General features: G+C 71.5%; 15 protein-coding genes and 1 pseudogene. 11 read left to right on the top strand and 5 right to left on the bottom strand.

Annotated features, from left to right (window positions below; genetic code table 11):
• Nucleotides 1–59 precede the first annotated feature (59 nt).
• The 4 genes and pseudogenes from ACFYXM_RS29205 (at nucleotide 60) to ACFYXM_RS29190 (ending at nucleotide 4,137) form a co-directional block, all read left to right on the top strand.
• Nucleotides 60–1,957: pseudogene (locus ACFYXM_RS29205) on the top strand (amidohydrolase).
• A 99-nt stretch (nucleotides 1,958–2,056) separates the two neighbouring features.
• Nucleotides 2,057–2,731, top strand: a complete 675-nt coding sequence (locus ACFYXM_RS29200) for a hydrolase (protein ID WP_389293793.1) — start codon at nucleotides 2,057–2,059, stop codon at nucleotides 2,729–2,731.
• An 11-nt stretch (nucleotides 2,732–2,742) separates the two neighbouring features.
• Nucleotides 2,743–3,267 (top strand): DoxX family protein, encoded by a 525-nt coding sequence (locus ACFYXM_RS29195; protein ID WP_389293791.1) that lies wholly within the window; start codon nucleotides 2,743–2,745, stop codon nucleotides 3,265–3,267.
• Nucleotides 3,268–3,630: 363 nt separating this feature from the next.
• On the top strand, nucleotides 3,631–4,137 hold the full coding sequence (locus ACFYXM_RS29190) for a hypothetical protein (protein WP_389293789.1): 507 nt from the start codon (nucleotides 3,631–3,633) through the stop codon (nucleotides 4,135–4,137).
• 171 nt (nucleotides 4,138–4,308) lie between these two features.
• Here ACFYXM_RS29190 and ACFYXM_RS29185 read toward each other — a convergent pair whose 3' ends face one another.
• A complete protein-coding gene (locus tag ACFYXM_RS29185) occupies nucleotides 4,309–4,695 on the bottom strand; it encodes a cupin domain-containing protein (protein ID WP_389293826.1) in 387 nt (128 codons plus the stop codon).
• Nucleotides 4,696–5,399: 704 nt separating this feature from the next.
• Between ACFYXM_RS29185 and ACFYXM_RS29180 the strand changes: the two genes are divergently transcribed.
• Nucleotides 5,400–6,146 carry an SDR family oxidoreductase gene (locus ACFYXM_RS29180; RefSeq protein WP_389293787.1) on the top strand — a complete coding sequence of 249 codons (747 nt, stop codon included), beginning with the start codon at nucleotides 5,400–5,402 and terminating at the stop codon, nucleotides 6,144–6,146.
• A 783-nt stretch (nucleotides 6,147–6,929) separates the two neighbouring features.
• Nucleotides 6,930–8,162, top strand: a complete 1,233-nt coding sequence (locus tag ACFYXM_RS29175) for a cytochrome P450 (protein WP_389293785.1) — start codon at nucleotides 6,930–6,932, stop codon at nucleotides 8,160–8,162.
• A gap of 288 nt (nucleotides 8,163–8,450) precedes the next feature.
• On the opposite strand, the gene ACFYXM_RS29170 is transcribed toward ACFYXM_RS29175, so the two are convergent.
• The 4 genes from ACFYXM_RS29170 to ACFYXM_RS29155 all read right to left on the bottom strand — a co-directional run bounded on the left by ACFYXM_RS29170 (nucleotide 8,451) and on the right by ACFYXM_RS29155 (nucleotide 15,395).
• Nucleotides 8,451–10,583 carry an ATP-binding protein gene (locus tag ACFYXM_RS29170; protein WP_389293783.1) on the bottom strand — a complete coding sequence of 711 codons (2,133 nt, stop codon included), beginning with the start codon at nucleotides 10,581–10,583 and terminating at the stop codon, nucleotides 8,451–8,453.
• Nucleotides 10,580–11,284, bottom strand: a complete 705-nt coding sequence (locus tag ACFYXM_RS29165; RefSeq protein ID WP_389293781.1) for a DUF4255 domain-containing protein — start codon at nucleotides 11,282–11,284, stop codon at nucleotides 10,580–10,582. Before ACFYXM_RS29165 ends, ACFYXM_RS29170 begins: the two co-directional genes overlap by 4 nt.
• Nucleotides 11,281–14,463 carry a hypothetical protein gene (locus ACFYXM_RS29160; RefSeq protein ID WP_389293779.1) on the bottom strand — a complete coding sequence of 1,061 codons (3,183 nt, stop codon included), beginning with the start codon at nucleotides 14,461–14,463 and terminating at the stop codon, nucleotides 11,281–11,283. Before ACFYXM_RS29160 ends, ACFYXM_RS29165 begins: the two co-directional genes overlap by 4 nt.
• A gap of 206 nt (nucleotides 14,464–14,669) precedes the next feature.
• Nucleotides 14,670–15,395 carry a response regulator transcription factor gene (locus ACFYXM_RS29155; RefSeq protein WP_389293777.1) on the bottom strand — a complete coding sequence of 242 codons (726 nt, stop codon included), beginning with the start codon at nucleotides 15,393–15,395 and terminating at the stop codon, nucleotides 14,670–14,672.
• Nucleotides 15,396–15,621: 226 nt separating this feature from the next.
• Here ACFYXM_RS29155 and ACFYXM_RS29150 point away from each other — a divergent pair, with 226 nt between their 5' ends.
• The 5 genes from ACFYXM_RS29150 to ACFYXM_RS29130 all read left to right on the top strand — a co-directional run bounded on the left by ACFYXM_RS29150 (nucleotide 15,622) and on the right by ACFYXM_RS29130 (nucleotide 20,430).
• Complete coding sequence (locus ACFYXM_RS29150; RefSeq protein ID WP_389293824.1) at nucleotides 15,622–16,926, top strand: hydrolytic protein; 1,305 nt, start codon at nucleotides 15,622–15,624, stop codon at nucleotides 16,924–16,926.
• 848 nt (nucleotides 16,927–17,774) lie between these two features.
• Nucleotides 17,775–19,304 carry a phage tail sheath family protein gene (locus ACFYXM_RS29145; RefSeq protein WP_389293775.1) on the top strand — a complete coding sequence of 510 codons (1,530 nt, stop codon included), beginning with the start codon at nucleotides 17,775–17,777 and terminating at the stop codon, nucleotides 19,302–19,304.
• Between the two features lie 39 nt (nucleotides 19,305–19,343).
• The gene (locus tag ACFYXM_RS29140; RefSeq protein WP_073784156.1) at nucleotides 19,344–19,784 is read left to right on the top strand and encodes a phage tail protein; all 441 of its coding nucleotides are present in this window, start codon (nucleotides 19,344–19,346) and stop codon (nucleotides 19,782–19,784) included.
• Nucleotides 19,781–20,275: a hypothetical protein gene (locus ACFYXM_RS29135; RefSeq protein WP_351524923.1), complete on the top strand. Its 495-nt coding sequence runs from the start codon at nucleotides 19,781–19,783 to the stop codon at nucleotides 20,273–20,275. The genes ACFYXM_RS29140 and ACFYXM_RS29135 overlap by 4 nt, the downstream gene beginning before the upstream one ends.
• Complete coding sequence (locus ACFYXM_RS29130; protein WP_003966147.1) at nucleotides 20,272–20,430, top strand: DUF6760 family protein; 159 nt, start codon at nucleotides 20,272–20,274, stop codon at nucleotides 20,428–20,430. Before ACFYXM_RS29135 ends, ACFYXM_RS29130 begins: the two co-directional genes overlap by 4 nt.
• Nucleotides 20,431–21,091 lie beyond the last annotated feature (661 nt).

Raw genomic sequence — 21,091 nt, 5'->3', positions numbered from 1 at the left:
GACGTACGGCCCCCAAGACGTCCGCTCCCCTCCCATCGCGACGATCGAAAGCGAGCACCATGGCCAGCATGCCCGTCGGCGGGATCACCCCCGCTCACGGCTCACCGGACGCGGAACACGCCGACCTCGTTCTGCGTAACGGCAAGATCCACACCCAGGATCCCGAACGGCCCGCCGCCACGGCACTCGCGGTGCATGGCGGCCGGATCACGGCCCTCGGCGACGACGACGGCATCGCCGGTCTCGTCGGACCCGGAACCCGGGTCGTCGACGCGCTCGGCCGGCGGGTCGTTCCCGGACTGAACGACTCCCATCTGCACGTCATCCGCGGCGGCCTGAACTATGTGTTGGAGCTGCGCTGGGACGGCGTCCGCTCCCTGCGGCAGGCCCTCGCGATGCTGCGCGACCAGGCCGAGCGCACGCCCAAGGGCCAGTGGATCCGGGTCGTGGGCGGCTGGACGGCGGACCATTTCGCCGAACGCCGGATGCCCACCCCGGCGGAACTCACCGCCGCCGCGCCCGACACACCGGTCTTCGTGCTGCACCTGTACCAGTCCGCGATCCTCAATCGGGCCGCCGTGCGCGCCGGCGGGTTCACCCGGGACACCCCCGACCCGAAGGGCGGGCAGATCGTCCGCGACCGGACCGGCGAGCCCAACGGCATGCTTCTCGCCGCTCCCAGCGCGCTGATCCTCTACTCCACCCTCGCCAAGGCGCCCGCCCTCGACGAGGCCGACAAGAAGGTCTCCACCCGCCACTTCCTGCGCGAGCCGAACCGCTTCGGGCTGACCTCGGCCGTCGACGCGGCGGGGGGTTCCAGAACTTCCCGGAGAACTACGCCACCGTCACCGAACTGGCCCGGGCCGGCGAGCTCAGCGTACGGATCGGCTACCACCTGTTCCCGCAGACCGCCGGCCAGGAGCTCGCCGACCTGCGCCGCTGGACCGAGACCGTACGGCCGGGCGACGGCGACGAGTGGCTGCGGCTGAACGGCGCCGGGGAGAACCTGACCTGGGCCGCCGCCGACTTCGAGAACTTCTCCGAGCCTCGGCCCGAGCTCGCCGCCGGCTACGAAGGCGAGTTCGAGCAGGCGGTCCGGCTACTGATGGAACACGGCTGGGGCTTCCGGCTGCACGCGACGTACGACGAGACCATCCGCCGCGACCTCGCCGTCTTCGAGAAGCTCGCCGCCGACGGGCTGTTCCCGGCCGGGAACCGCTGGCTGTTCGACCACGCCGAGACGGTCTCGCCGCACAGCCTGGAGCGGATCGCCGCGCTCGGCGGCGCGATCGGCGTGCAGAACCGAATGTCCTTCCAGGGCCGGGGGTTCGCCGAACGGTACGGGGCCGAGGCCGCCGCCGGCGCACCGCCGGTCACCGACATGCTGCGGCTCGGGCTCCCCGTCGCGGCCGGCACCGACGCCACCCGCGTCTCCTCGTACAACCCCTGGGTCGCACTCCACTGGCTGGTCACCGGCCGCACCGTCGGCGGCCTGTCGCTGCGCCCGGCCGGCCGGCTCGTCTCCCGCGAGCAGGCACTGGGGCTGTACACCCTGGGCGGGGCCCGTGTCACCGGCGAGGAAGCGGACAAGGGCGTCCTCGCGGAGGGCCGGTTCGCCGACTTCGCCGTCCTCTCCCACGACTACCTCACCGTCCCGGCGGAGGACATCCCGCACATCGAGTCCGTGCTGACGGTCGTCGGCGGCCGGATCGTGTACGCGGCGGACACCTACGAAGGCATGGACGAGGCCGTACCCCCCGTCAGCCCCACCTGGAGCCCGGTCGCCCGCTTCGGCGGCTACCAGGCCACTCTCCCCTCGTCGGCCGGCGGCGCCCGCCAAGCCGACCTGCTGGCCGAGGCCGCCGCCGAGTCCGAGCAGCACCGCCAGTGGCGCGTCGCCCGCGGGGCGGCCCCCGCGGAGCCGACGCCGGCCTCCGACCCGTGCTTCGTGCTGTGACGCGACGCCCGGGACCCACACCCCCTCCTTCTGCAGCCTTCACTGCCTTCGCGATCTTTCCGCCCTTCCCATCCCGCTGATCACCGAGAGGAAACATTGATGACCGACTTCGCACTCGACCTCGACTCCGTGCAGGCCTCCCCGAGCCCGGACCTGCTCACCCCCGACAACGCGATGATGCTGTTCGTCGACCACCAGCCGCAGATGTTCTTCGGCGCCGGAAGCACCGACCGGGTCGCCGTCGTCAACGCCACCGTCGGACTGGCCAAGGCCGCCCGGGTCTTCAACGTGCCTGTCGTACTGTCCACCGTCGCCGCCGAGTCCTTCTCCGGGCCGATCCTGCCGCAGCTGCGCGAGGTCTTCCCCGAGCAGGAGGTGGTCGACCGGACCAGCATGAACGCATGGGAGGACCCCGCGCTGGTCGAGGTGGTGAAGGCCACCGGACGCAGCAAGATCATTCTGTCCGGCCTGTGGACCGAGGTCTGCCTGGTTCTCCCCGCCCTTTCCGCGCTCAACCAGGGTTTCGAGGTCTACGTCGTGGCCGACGCCTCCGCCGGCGTCACCCCGGCCGCCCACGAGCACGCCATGCAGCGGATGACCGCGGCCGGCGCCGTGCCCGTCACCTGGCTCCAGGTCCTGCTGGAACTCCAGCGCGACTGGGCGCGCACCGAGACGTACGCCGCGACGACAGACGTGGTCAAGGAGCACGGCGGCGCGTACGGCCTGGGCGTGGTCTACGCCCACTCCATGATCGACCCGCACGCCGCGGGCTGAGCGGAGCCGACATGGACACCGGCCTGTTGATCCTCCGCCTCGTGGCGGGCCTGCTGATCGCCGGACACGGGATACAGAAGGTCAGCTTCCGTCTGGGCGGCAGCGGTCTGGCCGGCGGCACCGAGGAATTCCGGCACGACGGCTTCCGCGGCGGGGCGCTCACCGCTCTCGCCGCGGGAGCCGGCCAGATCGGCTCCGGCCTGCTGCTCGCCGCCGGCGCGCTCACACCGGTCGCCGCCACCGGGGCGATCGGTGTGATGACCGTCGCCCTCACCGTGAAATGGCCCCACGGCCTGTGGGTGCAGAAGGACGGATACGAGTACCCGCTGATCCTGATCGTCATCGCCGCCGCCCTTTCGCTCACGGGCCCGGGTCGCTACTCGGCCGACCAGGCCCTGGGCCTGCTGCCCTGGCCCGGGTGGTCGGCAGCGACCGCCGTGGCGGTCGGAGTGGCCTGCGGACTCGCCACCAGGGCCCTGCTGCACCGCCCTGCCGCGCGTCTCCCTCATTCCTCCGAAGCGGAGCGTCCCGCATAGAGACCGCTCCCCGCTTCCCCCGGCGGCACCGCCGTGCCGCCGAACCGACGACGGCCTCGACGGCTCCCGTGGGCGGCGGTCTCCGCCGCCCACGGGAGCCGAACGGATCGACGCCGACGGGCGTCCCGGCGCACGGTGCTCGCCACGGAAGCGACCGGTCGCTCGCCCCTCGCACACCCCTCGCTTCCGCTCATGGCCTGACGTGGCGAGAACGCCCAGGCGGCGGAGCTGATCCGGAGCGCCGCTCGCGACGCAATCACCTGGGGCGAGGGGCGAGCGATCGGTCTGGAGCACCACCTGCGCACGGTCCTTTACAACGGCTTCGGCCGGTACCAGAACGCCCGGGCCACCGCCGAACGGGCGGTGGAGCACGAGGATCTGGGGGTTGTCGGTTTCGCCCTCGTCGAGCTCGTCGAGGCCGGCGCTCGCAGGGGTGTCCCCGAGGCGTCCACGGCAGCCCTGTGCCGGCTCGAGGAGCGGGCTCGCGCCAGTGGCACGGACTGGGCCCTCGGCGTTCTGGCCCGGTCGGCAGCGCTGCTCTGCGACGGTCCGGCCGCCGACCGGCTGTACCGCAAGGCCATCGGGCGCCTCGAAGGCAGCCGGATCGCCGACCACCTCGCCCGCACCCGCCCCTGCGTGTGGGTGGCGCCCTGGAGCCGGGCGGACGGCATCGCTCCGCTGCGTGACACGCTCGTCCTGTCGGCGCCGACCCGTGACGGGGCACTGCTGGACGCGCTGCCGGCGGAGCCGGGGATCGCCAATCCGTACGTCGGCGATCAGCCGGCCTGCTGGATGGCGCCGGGTGTGCCCCACGACAGCTACCTGTCGGACTTCCTGATGCGCAGCCAGGCCGTCATCGGCGCGCTGTGACACAGGTGCGGCCGAGGCACTGGCCGAGGCACGGCGCTGCGGTGGGGACCGGAGGGGCGCCGTGCCGCAGCCCGTCCGGGGGCTGCGGCCGTGACCAGCGTCGGCCGTACGGCGTGTTCGGAACCGGCGCGTGATTTCGCGACGGCGTGATCACGCGAGCGGCGCGGCAGGTCAGTCGGTCGGCCGGGGAGCACGCAGGTGGGCCCGCTGCTGCAGTTCCTCCCTGTCGACCAGTTCGAGCATGGGCCTTCCCGGCGCACACATCATGGTCACCACGAACCGGGTCCGCGCGTCCGTCAGCGCGTTTCCGTCCTGGTAGTGGATGACGTCACCACCCGGCTCCCAGAATGTGCCGCCTGCCTCGATCACACGCTCGGGCTCGCCTTCGAGTTCGAAACGGACGGCGCCCTCGATGACGTACCCGAACGCCGGCCCCGAGTGGCGGTGCGGAGGAGTGCCCGGGTCGCCGGGCTCCCACTCGACGTAAACGGTCATCGCCGAAGCGCCCTCGGGGATGGTGATCGGCGAGGCGTCCTGCAGCACCTTCACCGCCGTCATCCAGCTTTCCGATCCGTCGTGCTGATCGGCTCCGTGCGCGTGCGCCGAGTCCTTGTGGGTCACTGTGTCGCACCTTCCGTAGGTACACCATGTCATGGGATGGGATGGGCACACCGTCCGTAAAAGGCCACGTCGCGATCCCATGACGGTACGACAGTGTCGACCGAAAACCCCGGAATTCTCTGACAGCTCCGGCCCGTCGCAGCCCTGCCGCAACCGCGCGGTCCCGCACGATGTCGCCGCCGAGATCGCCCATGTCGCCGTGGGGCTGCCACTTTTCGGGATTCTCGAATCAAAGGCTCCGAGAAACGCCGTATGGACGACCTCACCGTAAAAATCTTTGCTGCGCGTCGTGTCGACATGCCGGAGGTCTCACCACGGAGTCCCGACTCGTTCATCGGCACGATCCGTGCCGATGAACGAGTCGGGGGCCGGACCGAGTAACCTCCCGGTCCTCGCATTCCGCCGACAGGCGTCTTTCATTTCGCTTTCCAGTGACTGATCCGCTCCCCCCTCGCGTAGTGCGCCATCATGCCTCGTGCGGAAACCCAACCGTCTCGTGGTGAAATCTCCCGAGAGTCACCCGGACGCCTGTCACACATTCAGTGGCCGCCCTGTCCCACCCGATACGAGCGAGCGGCCGATCAGACGGGCCGGCTTGCATCGGAAGAAGCAGAAGAATCTCCGAGAGAGGATTTTCCATCATGAAGGTCGTAGTGATCGGTGGTACCGGACTCATCGGCTCGAAGCTGGTCGCCAAGCTCAACGAGCACGGCCACGAGGCGGTGCCGGCGGCGCCCGGAACCGGCGTCAACACACTGACAGGTGAGGGCCTTGCCGAGGTCCTGGAGGGCGCCTCGGTCGTAGTCGACGTGTCGAACTCCCCTTCGTTCGAGGACGATGCCGTCATGACGTTCTTCCGCACCTCGACCACCAACCTTCTCAGGGCCGAGGCGAATGCCGGTGTGACGCACCATGTCGCGCTCTCCGTGGTCGGCACCGAGCGGCTCCAGGAGAGCGGCTACTTCCGTGCCAAGCAGGCGCAGGAAAAGCTGATCAAGGCCTCCGGGATTCCGTACTCCATCGTCCACGCCACGCAGTTCTTCGAGTTCGTCGAGAGCATCGCAGCCTCGGCGACCGACGGTGACACCGTGCGGCTGGCTCCCGTGAAGATCCAGCCCATGTACTCCGACGACGTGGCCGCCGCCGTGGGCCGTACGGCTGTCGGCGCCCCCGTCAACGGCATCGTGGAGGTGGCCGGCCCTGACACCTTCCATTTGGACGAACTCATCCGCACGGGCCTCGCAGCCGAGAACGACCCGCGCACCGTCGTGACCGATCCGCGGGCCCCGTACTTCGGAGCCGAGCTGCAGGAGACCACTCTCCTTCCCGGCCCCGGCGCGCGCATCACCGAGACCCGTTTCACCGACTGGCTCGCGCGGCAGAGCTGAGTCCTCCCGGGGTGGCCCTGCGGACAGGGCCACCCCGGCCTCGGCCATGCCTTCCGCCGCCCGAAGCGCATCCGAGTGCCCGGCATCCGCTTCGGGCTTCGGCGGCATAGCGGCGGACCCGCACGGTCGTGGTCGTGCCTGCCCGGTCCGAGCTGTTCAGCGGACGGTGCGGGAGAGGCCGTCGTGCACGGAGACGATGTCGCCGCCGGTAGCGTCGTCTCTTCCTGATCCCGATGGGTGAAGAAGAGCGTCCTGCCGGCGTGACCCCGCATCGCCCGAGCCCGGATCGGGATCGGGCCGATCGGGTCGGCGGGCGCGGATCACGGCTCCCGGGCCTGACCGGCGAAGTCCGCGGGCGGTGTCTGCACCGCGCTCCTGGAACCGACCGAGCGCTCCGCCCCGCCTGCCGACGGTACGACAACCCGACTGAGACATACGGCGAACGAGGCCGACGTTCACGCGATGCGTGGAGGGCACGGCACGTGATGAACGACCCGTAGGACAGGGATGCGCGGCTGTGCGCCGGGGACCGTCGGACAGTTCCACGGGCCGGCAGACCGCCACGCGTCAGGCCTCGTCGAGGCCGAACCGCCGCCCCCGATGCTCGGGACTGGTCTCGGTGGCCTGGACGATGGGTAGCTTCCTCGTCGGACGGAGTCGCCGCAACACAGCACCGGACCGGAGGAGGCTCCGTCACCGGACCGCCGAAGTCATCCCGCCGCGCGGCATGTGCCACGCGCTGTGTCGGCAATACGTATGCCATGCCAGAAGGGCCCCCCGGACATGCACGATGAGCAGCCACTCGTCCTCGACCCCACCAGTGCCGACCACCACGCCGAGGACCGGGCCCTGCGCGCCCGCGGGGAGGCAACGCTCGTGGACATACTCGGGGTGACCGCGTGGTCCGTCTCCGATCCGGGCCTCCTGAAGCAGCTCCTGACGCGCACATACGTCTCCAAGGATGCTCGCGCGCACTGGCCGGCCTTCGCCGACACGGTTCAAACCTGGCCACTCGCCCTCTGGGTGACGGTCGACAACATGTTCACCGCCTACGGCAGCGAGCACCGACGTCTGCGTCGTCTGATCGCCCCGGCTCTCTCGGCCCGACGCATCGCCGCCCTGGCGCCCGTCGTCGAGGACCTCGTCACGGGCATCCTCGACGGTCTGGACGCCCTCCCTGCCGGTGAAGTGGTCGACCTGCGCGAGCACTTGGCCTATCCTCTGCCGATCGCGGTCATCGGTCGGATGATGGGTCTTTCCTCCACCCAGCTGAACGGGCTCCGTACGGTGGTAGACCGGGTGTTCGCCACCACCCTCTCCGCCGAGGAGGCCGCGGCGAACACGGCCACGCTCTACCAGCTTCTCGACGAGTTGGTCACAGCGAAGCGGGCCTCACCCGGCAACGACATGACCTCCCTCCTGATCTCCGCCCGCGACGAGGAGGGCGACGGCAGCGCACTCAGCGACTCCGAATTGCGCGGCACCCTCGTGCTGATGATCAGTGCCGGCTACGAGACGACCGTCAACGTCATCGATCAGGCGATCACTTCCCTGCTGACCGACCCGGAGCAGCTGGCCCACGTCCGTGCCGGCCGGTGCGACTGGAATGAGGTCGTCGAGGAGACGCTGCGCCACGAGCCGGCCCTCAAACACCTGCCCCTGCGCTACGCGCTCGAGGACATCCCGCTGCCCGGCGGGCGGACCATCCGGGCCGGGGAGGCGATCCTCGCCTCCTACGCCGCCGCCAACCGTCATCCGGACTGGCACGGTGACGATGCCGACCTCTTCGACGCCACCCGAACCACCAAGGATCATCTGGCATTCGGGCACGGCGTCCACTACTGCCTCGGCGCTCCCCTCGCCCGCGTCGAAGTCGCCGCCGCCCTGCGCCAGTTGTTCTCGCGCTTTCCCGAGGCCCGACTGGCGGGTACCGCCAGGGAACTGCGGCCTCTGCCAACCTTGATCAGCAACGGGCACGTGGCCCTTCCCGTTCGCCTGCGCCCGGTGACGCGGTGATGGCTCCGCCGGCGAGAAGAACGACCACGACCTCGCCTGCCCGCGAACACACCGCTCACTCCGGCGGACGGCCACGTCACCCGACGCCTCGTACGCGGGCCCACGGCTCGCCACCGCCGCACCGCTGTCGCTCGGCCCCGCCCACGTCTGTCTCCGCACTGTGTGAAGATCACCACGGCGAGGAGCATCGCCGCCGATCGACGTGGTTGCCGCCCGAATCCCACGGGTGTCCTGGTCGCTGTGCGAGTACCAGGACAGTGCCTGCCGGCCGGAAGGGAAGAGAGGAACCTACCCCGCGCCGCGCCCCTGCGTGCGGTCCAGCCAAGGGCCGAACTCGCTCTCCATGACCAGTCGACCGAGTTTGCGGTACTCCTGGAGCACGGCCGAGACGATCTGCTCCATGCCGAGCGGTCCCCCGGATTCGGCCGCCTGATAGGCGGCGGTCACCGCGCAGGCGCGGATCGATCCTCCTGCCAGCTCGAAGCGCCGAGCGCAGAATTCCAGGTCGAGGTCCGCGTCGCGCGGGATCGCCGTCCCGAGGCAGCGGTCCCACAGGGCCAGTCGCTGCTGGGCGTCCGGCATGGGGAACTCCGCGATCACGTCGAGGCGGCGGGTGAAGGCCTCGTCGAGATTGGCCCGCAGGTTGGTGGTGAGCACCGCGATCCCGTCGAAGGATTCCATCCGCTGCAGCAGATAGGCCGACTCCACGTTGGCATGGCGGTCCTGAGCGTCCTTGACCTGCGAGCGCTTGCCGAAGATGGCGTCCGCCTCGTCGAACAGCAGGATGCCGTTGACGTCCGCCGCCTCGACGAAGATTCTTTCGAGGTTCTTCTCGGTCTCGCCGATGTACTTGTCCACCACGATGGACAGGTCCACGACGTAGAGGTCCACGCCGAGCTCCGAGGCCACCACTTCGGCGGACATCGTCTTGCCGGTGCCCGACTCGCCGGCGAACAACGCGATGACCCCTCGCCCCCGGCCCCCGCCGGGCCGCATCCGCCATTGGCCGAGGACCTGCTCGCGGTGGCGTGCGCGCAGGGCGAGTTCGGAGAGCTGCCGACGGGTCGCGGCGGGCAGGACGAGGTCGTCCCAGCCCACGGTCGGCTCGATGCGGCGGGCGAGCCGTTCGAGCCCTGCGCCGTTCTGGGCCCGGACCGCCCTGCGCACGTCCTGCGGGTCCACCAGACGCTCCTGGGCGGCCGCCAGCCGGGAGGCGACGGTGGCGGCCCTGCGCAGTTGCTCGGAGTCGAGCCGGTGGGACGTGAGGGCCGTCGCGATTTCCTCGGCTGCCCGCACGTTCTCGGGAGGCAGCCCGACCGCGGTGCCGGCCGCGGCGAGTGCCCGGCTCCACCGACGCTCCGTGTCTGCGGGACCGGTGGGCAGGACACGGAACGGCACGGGGCTCTCCCTGCTCCAACAGGGGTCCCAGTCCTTCTTCCCGTACGCGATCAGCGGCGTGCCGCTGATCGACGCGCACAGGCTGCCGAGCAGTCCGGCTCCCTCGGGGCGTTCGGGCGCGAGCTCTTCGATCGGCCCGAGGACGACACCGCCTCCGCTCAGCCGGGCCTCGGCCGCCAGGGTCCGGACGAGCTCCGCCGGTTGCGGGACGCCGACGAGTGCCGCGACGTCGACCAGCAGCGGGCGCCGTCCCGCGGCGAGCAGCGCCCGCACGGCGAGTCCGCCGGGGTCGCCTCCCCGGTCCAGCAGATGGACCAGGCCGCTGCCGGTGCCCAGTGCCGCCGCGACCCGCAGTGCCTCGGGTTGCGGGTCCGGATCGTCCTCGAGGCCGGCCACCCGGACCAGGCCGCGCAGCCTCCCGTCGGGTTCGTCGTCGCCGAGCAGGTGGGCGGTGACCCGGTCCGGTACCCGCAGCACCCGTGAGAGCAGCGGACGGTCGGCCTCCAGGACCGTCAGCAGTCCGCCCGCGACCAGCGGGGCGGACGACGAGAACCGGAAGCGGCCGGAGCTCGCGCCGGGCAGCCCGCAGAGTTCGAGCGCCAGGCCGATGGTCGGCCTTCGCCGGGTGAGGTCGTCGTTGAGGTAGCCGTAGAGCTGCTCGAACCGGGCGTCGATGTCCGGCGCCATCGCGACCAGCAGCAGATCGACGTCCAGCGGCGTCAGGCCGAACTCCTCGGCGAGCCCGCCGATCCGGCTCCCGGGCGGCGAGTTGGGCCCGGGCCGGGACGCGTACTCCGGCACCGGCCCGAACGCGTCGCGGGCCGCCAGGATCCGTTCGGCCCCCTCGGGGGTGAGGTACTGCCCCCGGTAGGGGTCGTCCGCTTGCGGGTCGACGGCCCGCCGGGCCGCGACGGCGTTCCTGACCCGCTGCTCGACGTGGATCAGCCGCTCCCAGAGTTCCTCGACGGCCGTCGGGGCGCCGGGCAGTTCACGGACGGTCCGGGTGTCCTGTGCCGTGGTCATCGAGCCGCACTCCCGCGCCTGCGCCGGCCGGGCGGCAGTTGCCGTTCGCGTTCCGCGGCGAAGCCCTGCTCACCGGGGTCGGACGCTCCGTCGTAGCGCAGCCTGCGCCCCGGTTCCACCCCGTCGCCGTCCCGTGCGGGCGCGGCCCGCACCACCAGCCCTTCGGTGACCGGCGGACCGGCGGATGCCCGTTCGCCTTCCAGCGGCGCCCACACCCGCAGGTCGATCGCGGCCTTGAGCTCGCCGCCGAGCGCGGACCACACGTCGGCGGTGGACTGCCGGTCGGCGCCCGAGCCAGCCGCCTCGATCTCCACGGTCAGGCCCAGTGCGGCGAGGCTGCCGGTGAGCGTCCGGGCGGGAAGCGCGCTCGACCGTACGAGGCAGCGCAACACCTCGGAGAGCAGCCGGTGTTCGTCCTGCGGGCGGTTGGTCCAGGCGGTCACCAGGTAGGTCAGCTCGAACCAGCGCGGCGGGGTGCGCCAGCCGACCACCATTCCCTCCTCGTCGTGCTCCTCGGCGGTGCCGGTGCGGCGCCGGGTCGCGTCCTCGCGGATGCCGTGCAGGAAGACGCTGACCGTGGGGGCGTTGCGCCGGGCGGCCCAGTCCTTCGTCGGCGCCTCGAAGACCAGGTCGACGCCACTCTCCTGGAGACCCGCCTCGACCAGCAACAGCCGCAGTCCCTCGTCGACTTCGTGGATCACCGGCGCCCCACCTCGTCCGGCGGGACGATGGCGCCGACGACCACCAGGAACGGTGTGGTGGCCGGGCTGAACCCGGGTCCCGTGGCGGTGATGGTGCGCGGTCCCGTCCGGTCCTTCACCAGGATCAGCAGCTGCGCGATGAACGTACCGTCCGCGCGCGGGACGGTGGGCGGTGCGGTCGCCGTGATTCCCGGCTTCCAGGTGAGCCTCACCGGGGCTCCCGGCGGGAAGTCCTTGCCCCGTACGGACGTGACGAACCCCGGTTTGCCGACGGCGGGCACCGCGACGATGCGGGGCCGGAGAATGCGCAGCGGGGTCCTGGCGACGTTGTCGCGGGTGTCGGCGTCGGTACCGGTCGTGGTCAGCGTGCCGGTGATGGTCGTCCTCAGTGCCCGGTCGGGCGTGAGCACGACCCGGACCACCGTGGAGGCTCCCGGAGCCAGGTCGGGCAGTGTGCACACCCCTGCCGCGCAGCCCGCCGGGAGCGGGCCCGCCGGGACGCGTGCGGGCAGGCCGAGCTTCAGCCGCAGGCCGGTGGCGAGGGCGTTCCGTCCGTTGCGCACGGTGTAGGTCACCACCACCCGGCCGCCGACGAAGCCGGGGTTGGGCTGGGCCCGTACGACGACGCCGGGTCCCGCCTCGGGTTCGGGCGGCAGTGGAGGCGGGGGCGGTGAGGTCGTCGGGGTGGGAGTCGGGGTGGGGGTGGGGGTCGGGGTCGGCGCGTCCCGTACCGGGACGACGGTCGCGGTGGCGTTGTCCGTGGGGTTCGGGTCCAGTACGGCGCCGGCGACCGACCAGCCGATCCGCTGGTCCCCCGTGGTCACCCCGGTCAGCCGGACCGTGACGTCCACGCTCTCCCCGGGCCGGAGCACGCCCAGGTCGCACTGCGGCACCCCGGTGGCGCAGGACCCGGCAGGGGTGGTGATGTCCTCCAGGCGCACGCCGGGCGGCGGGTCGGCGGTGAAGACGGTGCCGGGCGAGGGCGCGGGACCCCGGTTGGTGACGGTGACCGTCACCGAACCGGAGGAACCGGTCTCCACCTCGGGTCCGGTGGGCGGCGCGGTCAGCGACAGGTCGACCGACTGCTGGAAGGCGGGCTCCTTCTGCCGCCCGGTCAGCCGCTCGCCGAACGGCGTCAGGATGCCGGAGGAGAGGTCCAGCACGGACAGCTGCTCCGGGGAGTTCGGTCCGGACGCCCGGCGCGAACTCATCGCCAGCCGCCCGCCGTCCGGCGACCAGGCCACGTCACGGGGCTGGAAGGGGCCGGTCGGTGAGGTGTCCGGGAGTTCCTGGTGGCAGGCGTCGGGGTTGTCGCGCTGTACGGACGGGAGCACCACCCGGCACTCGTCACCGTGCAGCGAGGTGACCACGATGCCGCCGCGCCCGCTGCCCTGGTCGTTGCCGCCGTCCTTCCGGTTGAAGGCGATGGTGGTGCCGTCGGGGGAAAAGGCGGGGCTGTCGTCGATCTTCTTGCACTCACCGGGGCAGATCGTGGCGCTGAGGTCCCGCTGCTGGTCGAGCGCGGCCACCGGCACGGTCCAGATGTGCTTGATGCCGCCCAGGCCCCGGATCACGTGGTTGCGGGTGAAGGCGAGGGTGGTGCCGTCCGGCGACCAGGCCGGCTGCGCGTCCTGCCCCGCCAACTGTCCCGCCGGGGGAACGACCTTGCCGGTGATCGCGCCCGTGGCGACATCCGCGATGAGGATGCTGCTCGGACCCGCCTTCTCGCCGACCCCGCCGGGCGAGGTCCTGGTGAACGCCAGCTTGGTGCCGTCCGGCGAGAACGCGGGGTCGGTGTCCCAGTCACGGGGACCGCGTCCGGCGAGCGGCATCGCCGTCTCATGGGTGCCGTCGGCGTCGGCCAACCAGATCTGCTCGAAGCGTGCGTCTTCCGGACCCTCGAAGCGGGTCACGACGATGCGGCGGCCGTCCGGTGTGTAGCTCTGCCGCTCGGTCCACGGGTCGTACGTGGCCTGCGGGTTGAACAGCGGGTCCTTCTCGGGGTCGGTGTTGGTGGTGGCGTCGGGGTCCTCCCGCAGGATGGAGAGCCCGAGGTCCCGCGGGTCCGAACCGTCCTGCCGGACGTCCTGGAGCGTCACGTCGACCGCCTTGTGCGGCGTTCGCCGGGTCACGATGACGGTCCCGGTGTCCAGGGGGCCGGTCCAGGTGGGCGATTCGACCGCGCGGTCCTCGTCGAGTTCGATCGTCGGCTCGGTCGGGTCGGTCGGGTCGGTCGGGTCGAAGGCGGTTGCCCGGTAGACACGGTCGTACTCGCACCCGCAGGGGGCACCGGGGCCGAGGAAGAGCAGGTCCTTCCCGTCCGCCAGCCAGGCGGCCGAGCGGGCGCGCCAGTTGACGTGGTCACCGGCGAGCAGCGGGCGGTCGGTGCCGGGGCGGCCCTCGGTCACCCGCAGCTGCGGCTGCGCGCCCTTCTTGGTGAGGGTGTACGCGACCTGGGTGCGGTGAGCGTCGTCGTCCACCGGGTTCCACGCCGGTTCGGTCGCGTCACCGTCCCCTTCGCCGGTGTTTTCGCTGATGGTCCTCGCCGAGCCGCCGTCCACGGCCCGTTCGTAGATGAGCCCGTCGTTCCCGGGGCCGGAGTCGCAGGAGTACGCGATGCGCGTGCCGTCCGGGGAGAAGGTCGGGGAGGTCTCGTTGTTGCGGGTGTCCGTCAGCCGCCGCAGGCCGGTCCCGTCGACGCCGACGGTCCACAGCTCGCGCTGGACCACGCCGTCCGCGCCCCGCTCCGCGGAGTCGAACACCACGGTCCGTCCGTCCGGGGAGAGTTCGGGGTGCGCGGCGTCCCGGTCGCCGGTGAGCTTGCGTACCGCTCCGTCCGCCTCGCGCACGTACACCTGCGGCCGCACGCTGTCGCGCAGGCTGGTGAAGACCATCAACTCGCCGCGTACGAAAGGGTCCTGGTCGTAGTGGGCCGGGCCGAGCCCGAACAGCGGGTCGGAGTTGTACTGACTGGTGACCCGGCCGATGCTGCGGTGCTCGGTTCCGGCGTAGGTGATGCGCCCGGCGTCGACCGGGGTCTCGTCCGCCGCCGCGACCGGCCGTGGCGCTCCCTGCGGCGCGGACACGGAGCCCGCCACCAGGAGCGGCGCCAACAGCACCACCACGCCCGCCAGTCGGTGCAGCCGGTTTCGCCTCGCCGGGCCAGCAGTGCCGGTCACGGCCCACCTCACAGTCTGTTTGATGACGCTCCCCTCACCAGCATCCCGCGCGCCCGCGGCCGGGAACAGGCCCCGAGTACCCGGATCGGGGGAAGGAGCCGCTGCCCTTTGCGTCCATCACTCCGGCCTGCTTCTCCGGGAACACGGGCATGCTCCCGTGCGGCGGCGTCGGCTACGCCGTCCGCACGGGAGGCACGGGGCGGGACTCAGATGAGTCCGTGCCGCATGGCGTAGCCGACGGCGTGTGCCCGGTTGCGCAGTTCGAGCCGCGTCGCCATCTCGTGCAGCACGTTCTTGACGGTGCGTTCGGAGTACGAGGTCTTCTGCGCGATCTCCGCCGTGCCGAAGCCTTCCGACACCAGCCGGATCATCTCCGCCTCCCGTGCGGTGAGGGTGGAGAGCGAGAGCCCCCGGGGGTCGAGGACCGAGCGCTGGAGGCTGCTGACGTGGTCGAGGAGCTTTCCGAGCAGATCGCCCGGGAGTACGCCTTCGCCGTTGGCTATGGCCGTCACGAGGTGGACGAGACGGTCCTGGTCGGCCTCTCCGCGCCTGAGCACGGCGGCCACACCGCACTCGATCAGGGTCTGGAGCGCGCCCGATTCGAAGAAGCCGACAACAAGTCCGGTGCGGGTCGTGGTGTTGCGCTGGAGGCGGGACAGGAGCCGGACGGTGGGCTCGTCCACCATGTCCACCACCACTAAGGAGACCTGGGCCCGGTCGGCCTCGGACTCCGTCGTCAGTTCTATCTCGGGACGCGGGCGCAACTGGTGGATCACACCGGTCTGAAGGATCGGGTCCTCCGCGTACACCGCTACGGAGACCCTGCCCGGCGGGGACTTCCTCGCGCTGCGCTGGGCGGCACGTTCCGAAGCGGTGGGCCTGCGGAACTGCCTTTGCGTCACCGCTCCGTCGTTCACGTCTGTCGTCGTCATCGTTCCGTGCTCGTCTTCCTCAGGTGCTACTGCTCGGTATGCCGATCGCCTTTCCCGTTCACGCCGGGTTCCGTCAGGGGGACCTGGCCCGGGAGAGGTGTTCGGGGACGCCGTGCTGTTGGGCCGCCGGGGCACAAGCGCTGCCCGTTCGTTGCCCTCGCGTCTCTGCTGTGCCACCGCGTCCGCGGCTTAACGTCGCATCGTGACCACATCTGCCGAATTCGAAATGTCCACGGTGACGGTCTCGCCCGGCGCCGGGGCGACGACGGCCCTGACCGTGCGCAACGACGGCGACATCGTCGAGGCCTACACGCTCGAAGTGGTCGGCGACTGCGCTGCGTGGAGCACCGTGGAGCCGGCGCGTGTCTCTCTCTATCCGGGCACTTCCGAGGTGGTGACCGTGCGGCTCGCGCCGCCCCGCTCCCCCGAGGTCCGGGCCGGAGAGACACCCCTGGGGGTACGCGTCCTGCCGACGGAGCGTCCCGAGTCGGTGGCGGTCCCCGAGGCCACGGTGGTCGTCGGGCCCTTCCACGAGCTCCGGGCCCAGTTGGATCCTCGTCGGCGCCGCGGCTGGCTGGGCGCCCGGTTCCAGACGTCGGTGCAGAACAGGGGAAACACCCCGGTCGACGTGGCGCTCACGGGGACGCAGGCCGGGGAGGAGCTCCGTCTGGCCTTCTCCCCGGGCCAACGGCGCCTGGAACCGGGCGAGTCCGCCGAGATGGGCCTGCGGGTGCGGGCCCGGAAGCTGATCTGGTTCGGCGAGCCGGCCACCTGGCCGTTCGAGGTCGAGGCGGCCGAGAACGAAGAAGGGGATGCCGAGGGCGAGCAGCCCCGCCCGCCGGAGACGCTGTCCGGCGAGTTCGCTCAACTGCCCGTGCTCCCCAAGTGGTTGCTGATCGTGCTGGCCGCGCTGCTCGCCCTGTTGCTCGCATGGTTCGCGCTGGTCCGGCCCGCGGTGCGCAGCACCGCGGAACAGGCGGTGACCGAGGCCGCGGAGAAGGAGAGGCGGGGCAACGGTCAGCAGGGCGCGACTTCGGCCGGTGGCTCGGGCGATCCGACCGGCGGTCAGGGGCAGGACGGAGGCCAGGAGCCCAATCCCGGCCAGTCCACCGGGCCCGGCGGTTCCGGTTCGGGCGGTTCCGGCTCGACGACGGGCACGGGCGCCGACGGCAACCAGCAGATTTCGGAGACGATCGACGTGCAGACCGGGGCCGGGGCCGAGAAGAAGGAGACGTACCGGGTGCCCAGGGGGAAGGTGTTCGGCGTCACGGACATCGTGGTGGCGAACTTCCAGGGCGACGAAGGGGTGCTGACCATCACGTTCGGGAACCGGAAGATCACCACCATCGCTTTGGAGACCTTCCGCAATCAGGACTATCACTGGGTCACCCCCATCCAGATTCCGGAGAACGCCGCGGTCACCGCTTCCGTGACGTGCGACAAGCCGGGCACTCCAGCCACCGGGACCCAGGCATCCGGATGCCACCAGGTACTCAATGTCAGCGGCAAACTGAGCGACCTCGCACCGTAGAACAAAGCTCCGGGCCTCCCACCTCCCCCGTGCGGGACGAGAACAACAGAAATTCCACCCCGGGGGAAACCGGCTTGCCGATTGCCGGCGAAACCCGTTCCCCGCACGCCCCGGTGATACGGACCCGCGGCACCCCGGAAACCACCGCGGGCGACGAACGTCCGGATTCCGTATGCCCGCCGCTCCCTCCCGCCGTCTTCCGGGCGGGCATCGCACGAGCGCCGGTGCTGGTCCGCCGGGCTCCGCCGGCCGCGAGGAGCCCGGTCGGTCGACCGATCGCGCGCGGCCCACTCTGGCCGATAGTGATCGCTCCTCAACCGGGGTCCGACCACGGGCCGCCCCGCCGACCGCGGAGGCGGGGGCGCCGTCGGACGGCAAGGGCACCACGACAACGGAGGCGCGGCCGCATCGGGGCGCGCGGGCACCATCCGTCGGACACGACCATGTGCCGCGCTCGCACGCTCGCCGAGGACGACGGGACCGCCTCGGCCCGGACGCCCACGAGCGGTTCCGGCGCCCCGACAGGGGCCGCCCTCACCTGCCTTCATCCACCGTCGTTCACCGAGTCCGGGCATCCGGATGTCCGGTGACCGGACGACTGGCGGGTCGTCATACGACTGTTGTGGAACCCGAGTTCATCCTCCGCTCACGCCGTGGGCCGAGGGAACCGCTTCGGGCCGGGCCCGCGGAGCCCGCCGCGAACGTCCGCACGGGGAAGAATTCCCCGTCACCCGGGTGCCTGGAAAGGCAGCGTCGTTGCCCCGTGCCCAGGACTCCGAGGCCTACTGCCCGCCGGGGCGGCCCGACAAGACTGGGCGTCGATCGGACGACCACCCGAAGGAGCGAGCATGCCGTCGTACCTCACCCCCGGCGTATACGTGGAGGAGGTGCAGTCCGGAGCACGGCCCATCGAGGGCGTCGGCACGGCGGTCGCAGCCTTCGTCGGTTTCGCGGAGACCGGCCCCTTCCACCGGCCGACGCTGGTGACCAGCTGGGACCAGTACGTCCAGACCTTCGGCACCTACGCGCCCGACACGTACCTGACGCTCGCGGTCCACGGATACTTCGCCAACGGCGGCGGCGCGGCCTACGTCGTGCGCGTGGGCGGCCCCGCCCAGGACTCGGCGGGCGGATCCGCCACCGCGGCGGCCGCCTCCGCCGCTCTCGGGGGCTTCCTGGTGTCCGCACGGCCCGGTACGAGCGGTGACCTCTCGGTGGAGGTCGCCGACGCCGAGGGGGAGAACCCTCCGGAGGACCGGTTCCGGCTGCTGGTGCGGCAGTCCGGCAAGGTGGTGGAGACCTTCGACGTCTCCATCCGCAAGAGCGTCAAGGGCTACCTGGTCACCCAGGCCCGCCAGTCCAAGCTGATCGAGGTCGTCGAGCAGCCCGGCACGGCCCAGAGCCGACCCGGGAACCAGGTCCTCCCGCTCTCGCCCGCCGCTTCCGGCCCGGGGACCGGCGCCGTGCGCATCGGCCCGGCCGAGTTCGTCGGGGACGCGTCGGAGCGCACGGGGCTCGCGGGGCTCGAGGCGATCGACGAGATCACCATGGTCGCCGTTCCGGACCTGATGAGCGCTCACCAGCGCGGGGACATCGACGCCGAGGGCGTCAAGACCGTCCAGCTGGCGCTGATCTCGCACTGCGAGCAGATGGGCGACCGGGTCGCCGTGCTGGACACTCCGCCGGGCATGGGCGCACAGCGGGTCCGTACCTGGCGCAACGACGACGCCGGATTCGATTCGCGCTACGCGACCGTGTACTACCCGTGGATCAACGTCTTCGACCCGGCGGCCGGCCGCAACTCCCTGATGCCGCCGAGCGGTCATGTCGCCGGCGTGTGGGCGCGCAGCGACGGCGAGCGCGGCGTGCACAAGGCCCCCGCCAACGAGGTCATCCGCGGCGCGCTGGACCTGGAGATCCGTCTCAGCAAGGGCGAGCAGGACCTGCTGAACCCGATCGGCGTCAACTGCGTGCGTGCCTTCCCCGGCCGCGGCATCCGGATCTGGGGCGCCCGCACGCTCTCGTCCGACCCCGCCTGGCGCTACCTCAACGTGCGCCGCCTCTTCAACTACCTGGAGGAGTCGATCCTCCTGGGCACCCAGTGGGTGGTGTTCGAGCCGAACGACGACCGCCTGTGGTCCAGCATCCGGCGCAACGTCACCGCCTTCCTCACCGAGGAATGGCGCCGGGGCGCTCTCTTCGGCCGCACGGCCGAGGAGGCGTTCTACGTCAAGTGCGACCGCGACAACAATCCGCAGGAGTCGATCGACCTCGGTCAGGTCGTGTGCGAGATCGGCGTGGCGCCGGTGAAGCCCGCCGAGTTCGTGGTCTTCCGCCTCGCGCAGTTCTCCGACAGCACCAGCCTCGTCAACGAGTGACCCGGCAGGGTCCGCAAACGGAACAGGTGACACAGAGTCATGGCAGAGGGCGACGCTCTTTCCACCCACGTCTTCGGCGTGCAGCTCGGCGGCTATCTCGTCGAGTCGATCCAGGAGGTCAGCGGTCTGACCGTCGAGGAGGAAGTCGTCGAGGTCCGTCAGGTGACCGCCGAGGGCAAGCAGATCATCCGCAAGCAGCCCGGCGCGCGCCAGGCGGGCGAGGTGACGATCACCCGCGGGATCGACAAGAGCAGCGAGTTCACCAACTGGATCAAGGAGACCCTCAACAAGGGGGCCGTCGACGCCGCGCGTCAGAACCTCACCATCGAGATAAAGGACTCGAAGGGCGACACGGTCCGGCGCATCCAGCTGATGCAGGGCTGGGCCAGCAAGTGGGAGGGCCCGTCGCTGAAGGCCGGCGAGTCCAGCGCGGCCACCGAGACGGTCACCATCACCTTCGAGGAGATCGTGGTCGAATGAGGCGCAGGACTGTTACGTCGGGCGGGCTCGACGAAGTCCTCGACACCCTCGCGGCGGCCCCGTCCGCCGCGCGCGAGGAAGCCCCCGCGCCGCCTGCCGCGCGGGAACGGGAACGCCAGGACCTGCGCACGGAGTTCGAGTTCGAGCTGCCGCGCGGTTACGTCGACGACGAGGGCCAGGTACACCGGCAGGGCTCGATGCGGCTCGCGACGGCACGGGACGAGCTGCGCCCGCAGATCGATCTGCGCGTGAAGGAGAACCCCGCGTACCTGAGCGTGGTGCTGCTGAGTCAGGTGATCACCCGGCTCGGCACCATCACCGATGTGCACGCCGGGGTGGTCGAGCGGATGTACGCAACCGACGTGGCGTTCCTGCAGGACTTCTACCGGCGGATCAACAGCGAGGGCCACACGCACGCCGCGGTGACGTGTCCGTTGTGCCACGGCTCGTTCGAGGTGGACCTCTCGGGTGGGCGCCTGGGGGAATCGTGACGTACGCGCTTCCCCGCCTGCGGGAGGAGATCGCGTACGTCGCCTACCACTTCCACTGGCAGCGTGAGGACATTCTCGACCTCACCCACGGCGAGCGTCAGCAGTGGGTCCGGGAGATAGCGCGGATCAACACCCGCGTCAACGAAGGCGGGTGATCGTATGGGGTTCGGCGACTGGTTCCGCCGAGCGGACCGCACGCGGTCCGACGCCCCCTCCCGGGGCGGGGACCAAGCCGGTGGCGGGCCGACGACCGGGACCGACCCGGGCGTCGGCCGGACCGGCCGGACCGATGGGCGGGACGGCGACTGGGACGGCGGCTGGCGGCAGGTCGCGCCGCCGACGGTGACCGTGGCCCGGTCCTCGATCGGGGTGAGTGACGGGCTGCGGTTCAGGTCCGGCCTCGCCTCGTGGCAGAACGTCGCGTTCGGCGGCGAACTCGGCCACGCCGTGATGCCGTCCGCGCCGGTGGGTCTCATCCGCGGGGTCACCCGCCCCGCGGGCGCGCGTACGGTGTCCGACGGTGGACCGCTGCTCCTGCGCGCCGCCCGGCCCGCTACGGACGGGAGCGCCGAGCCCGCCGCGGACCTGTCGCCCGCGGCGGGCGGCCCGGTCGGCCGGGGAACGACCGGTGGGAGGCGGGGCCCGGCGACCGTCCAGCGCTCGGGCGCTCCGGTGCCTCCGGCCTCCTCCGGTCGTGGAACACCGGGTCGCGGGGCGGGGGGGGGGGGGGGGGCGCCCCCCCCCCGCGCCCCCCGCGCCGGCCCCCCCCCCGCTAGGGGGCGGCGGCCGCCCGCCGCCCGCCCGCCGCCCCCCGCC

Origin of the sequence: Streptomyces sp. NPDC002476 (assembly GCF_042889785.1) — a bacterium.
Classification (GTDB): domain Bacteria; phylum Actinomycetota; class Actinomycetes; order Streptomycetales; family Streptomycetaceae; genus Streptomyces.
Note: the sequence above shows the minus strand (reverse complement) of the source record. Positions and strands in the feature narration are given on the sequence as shown.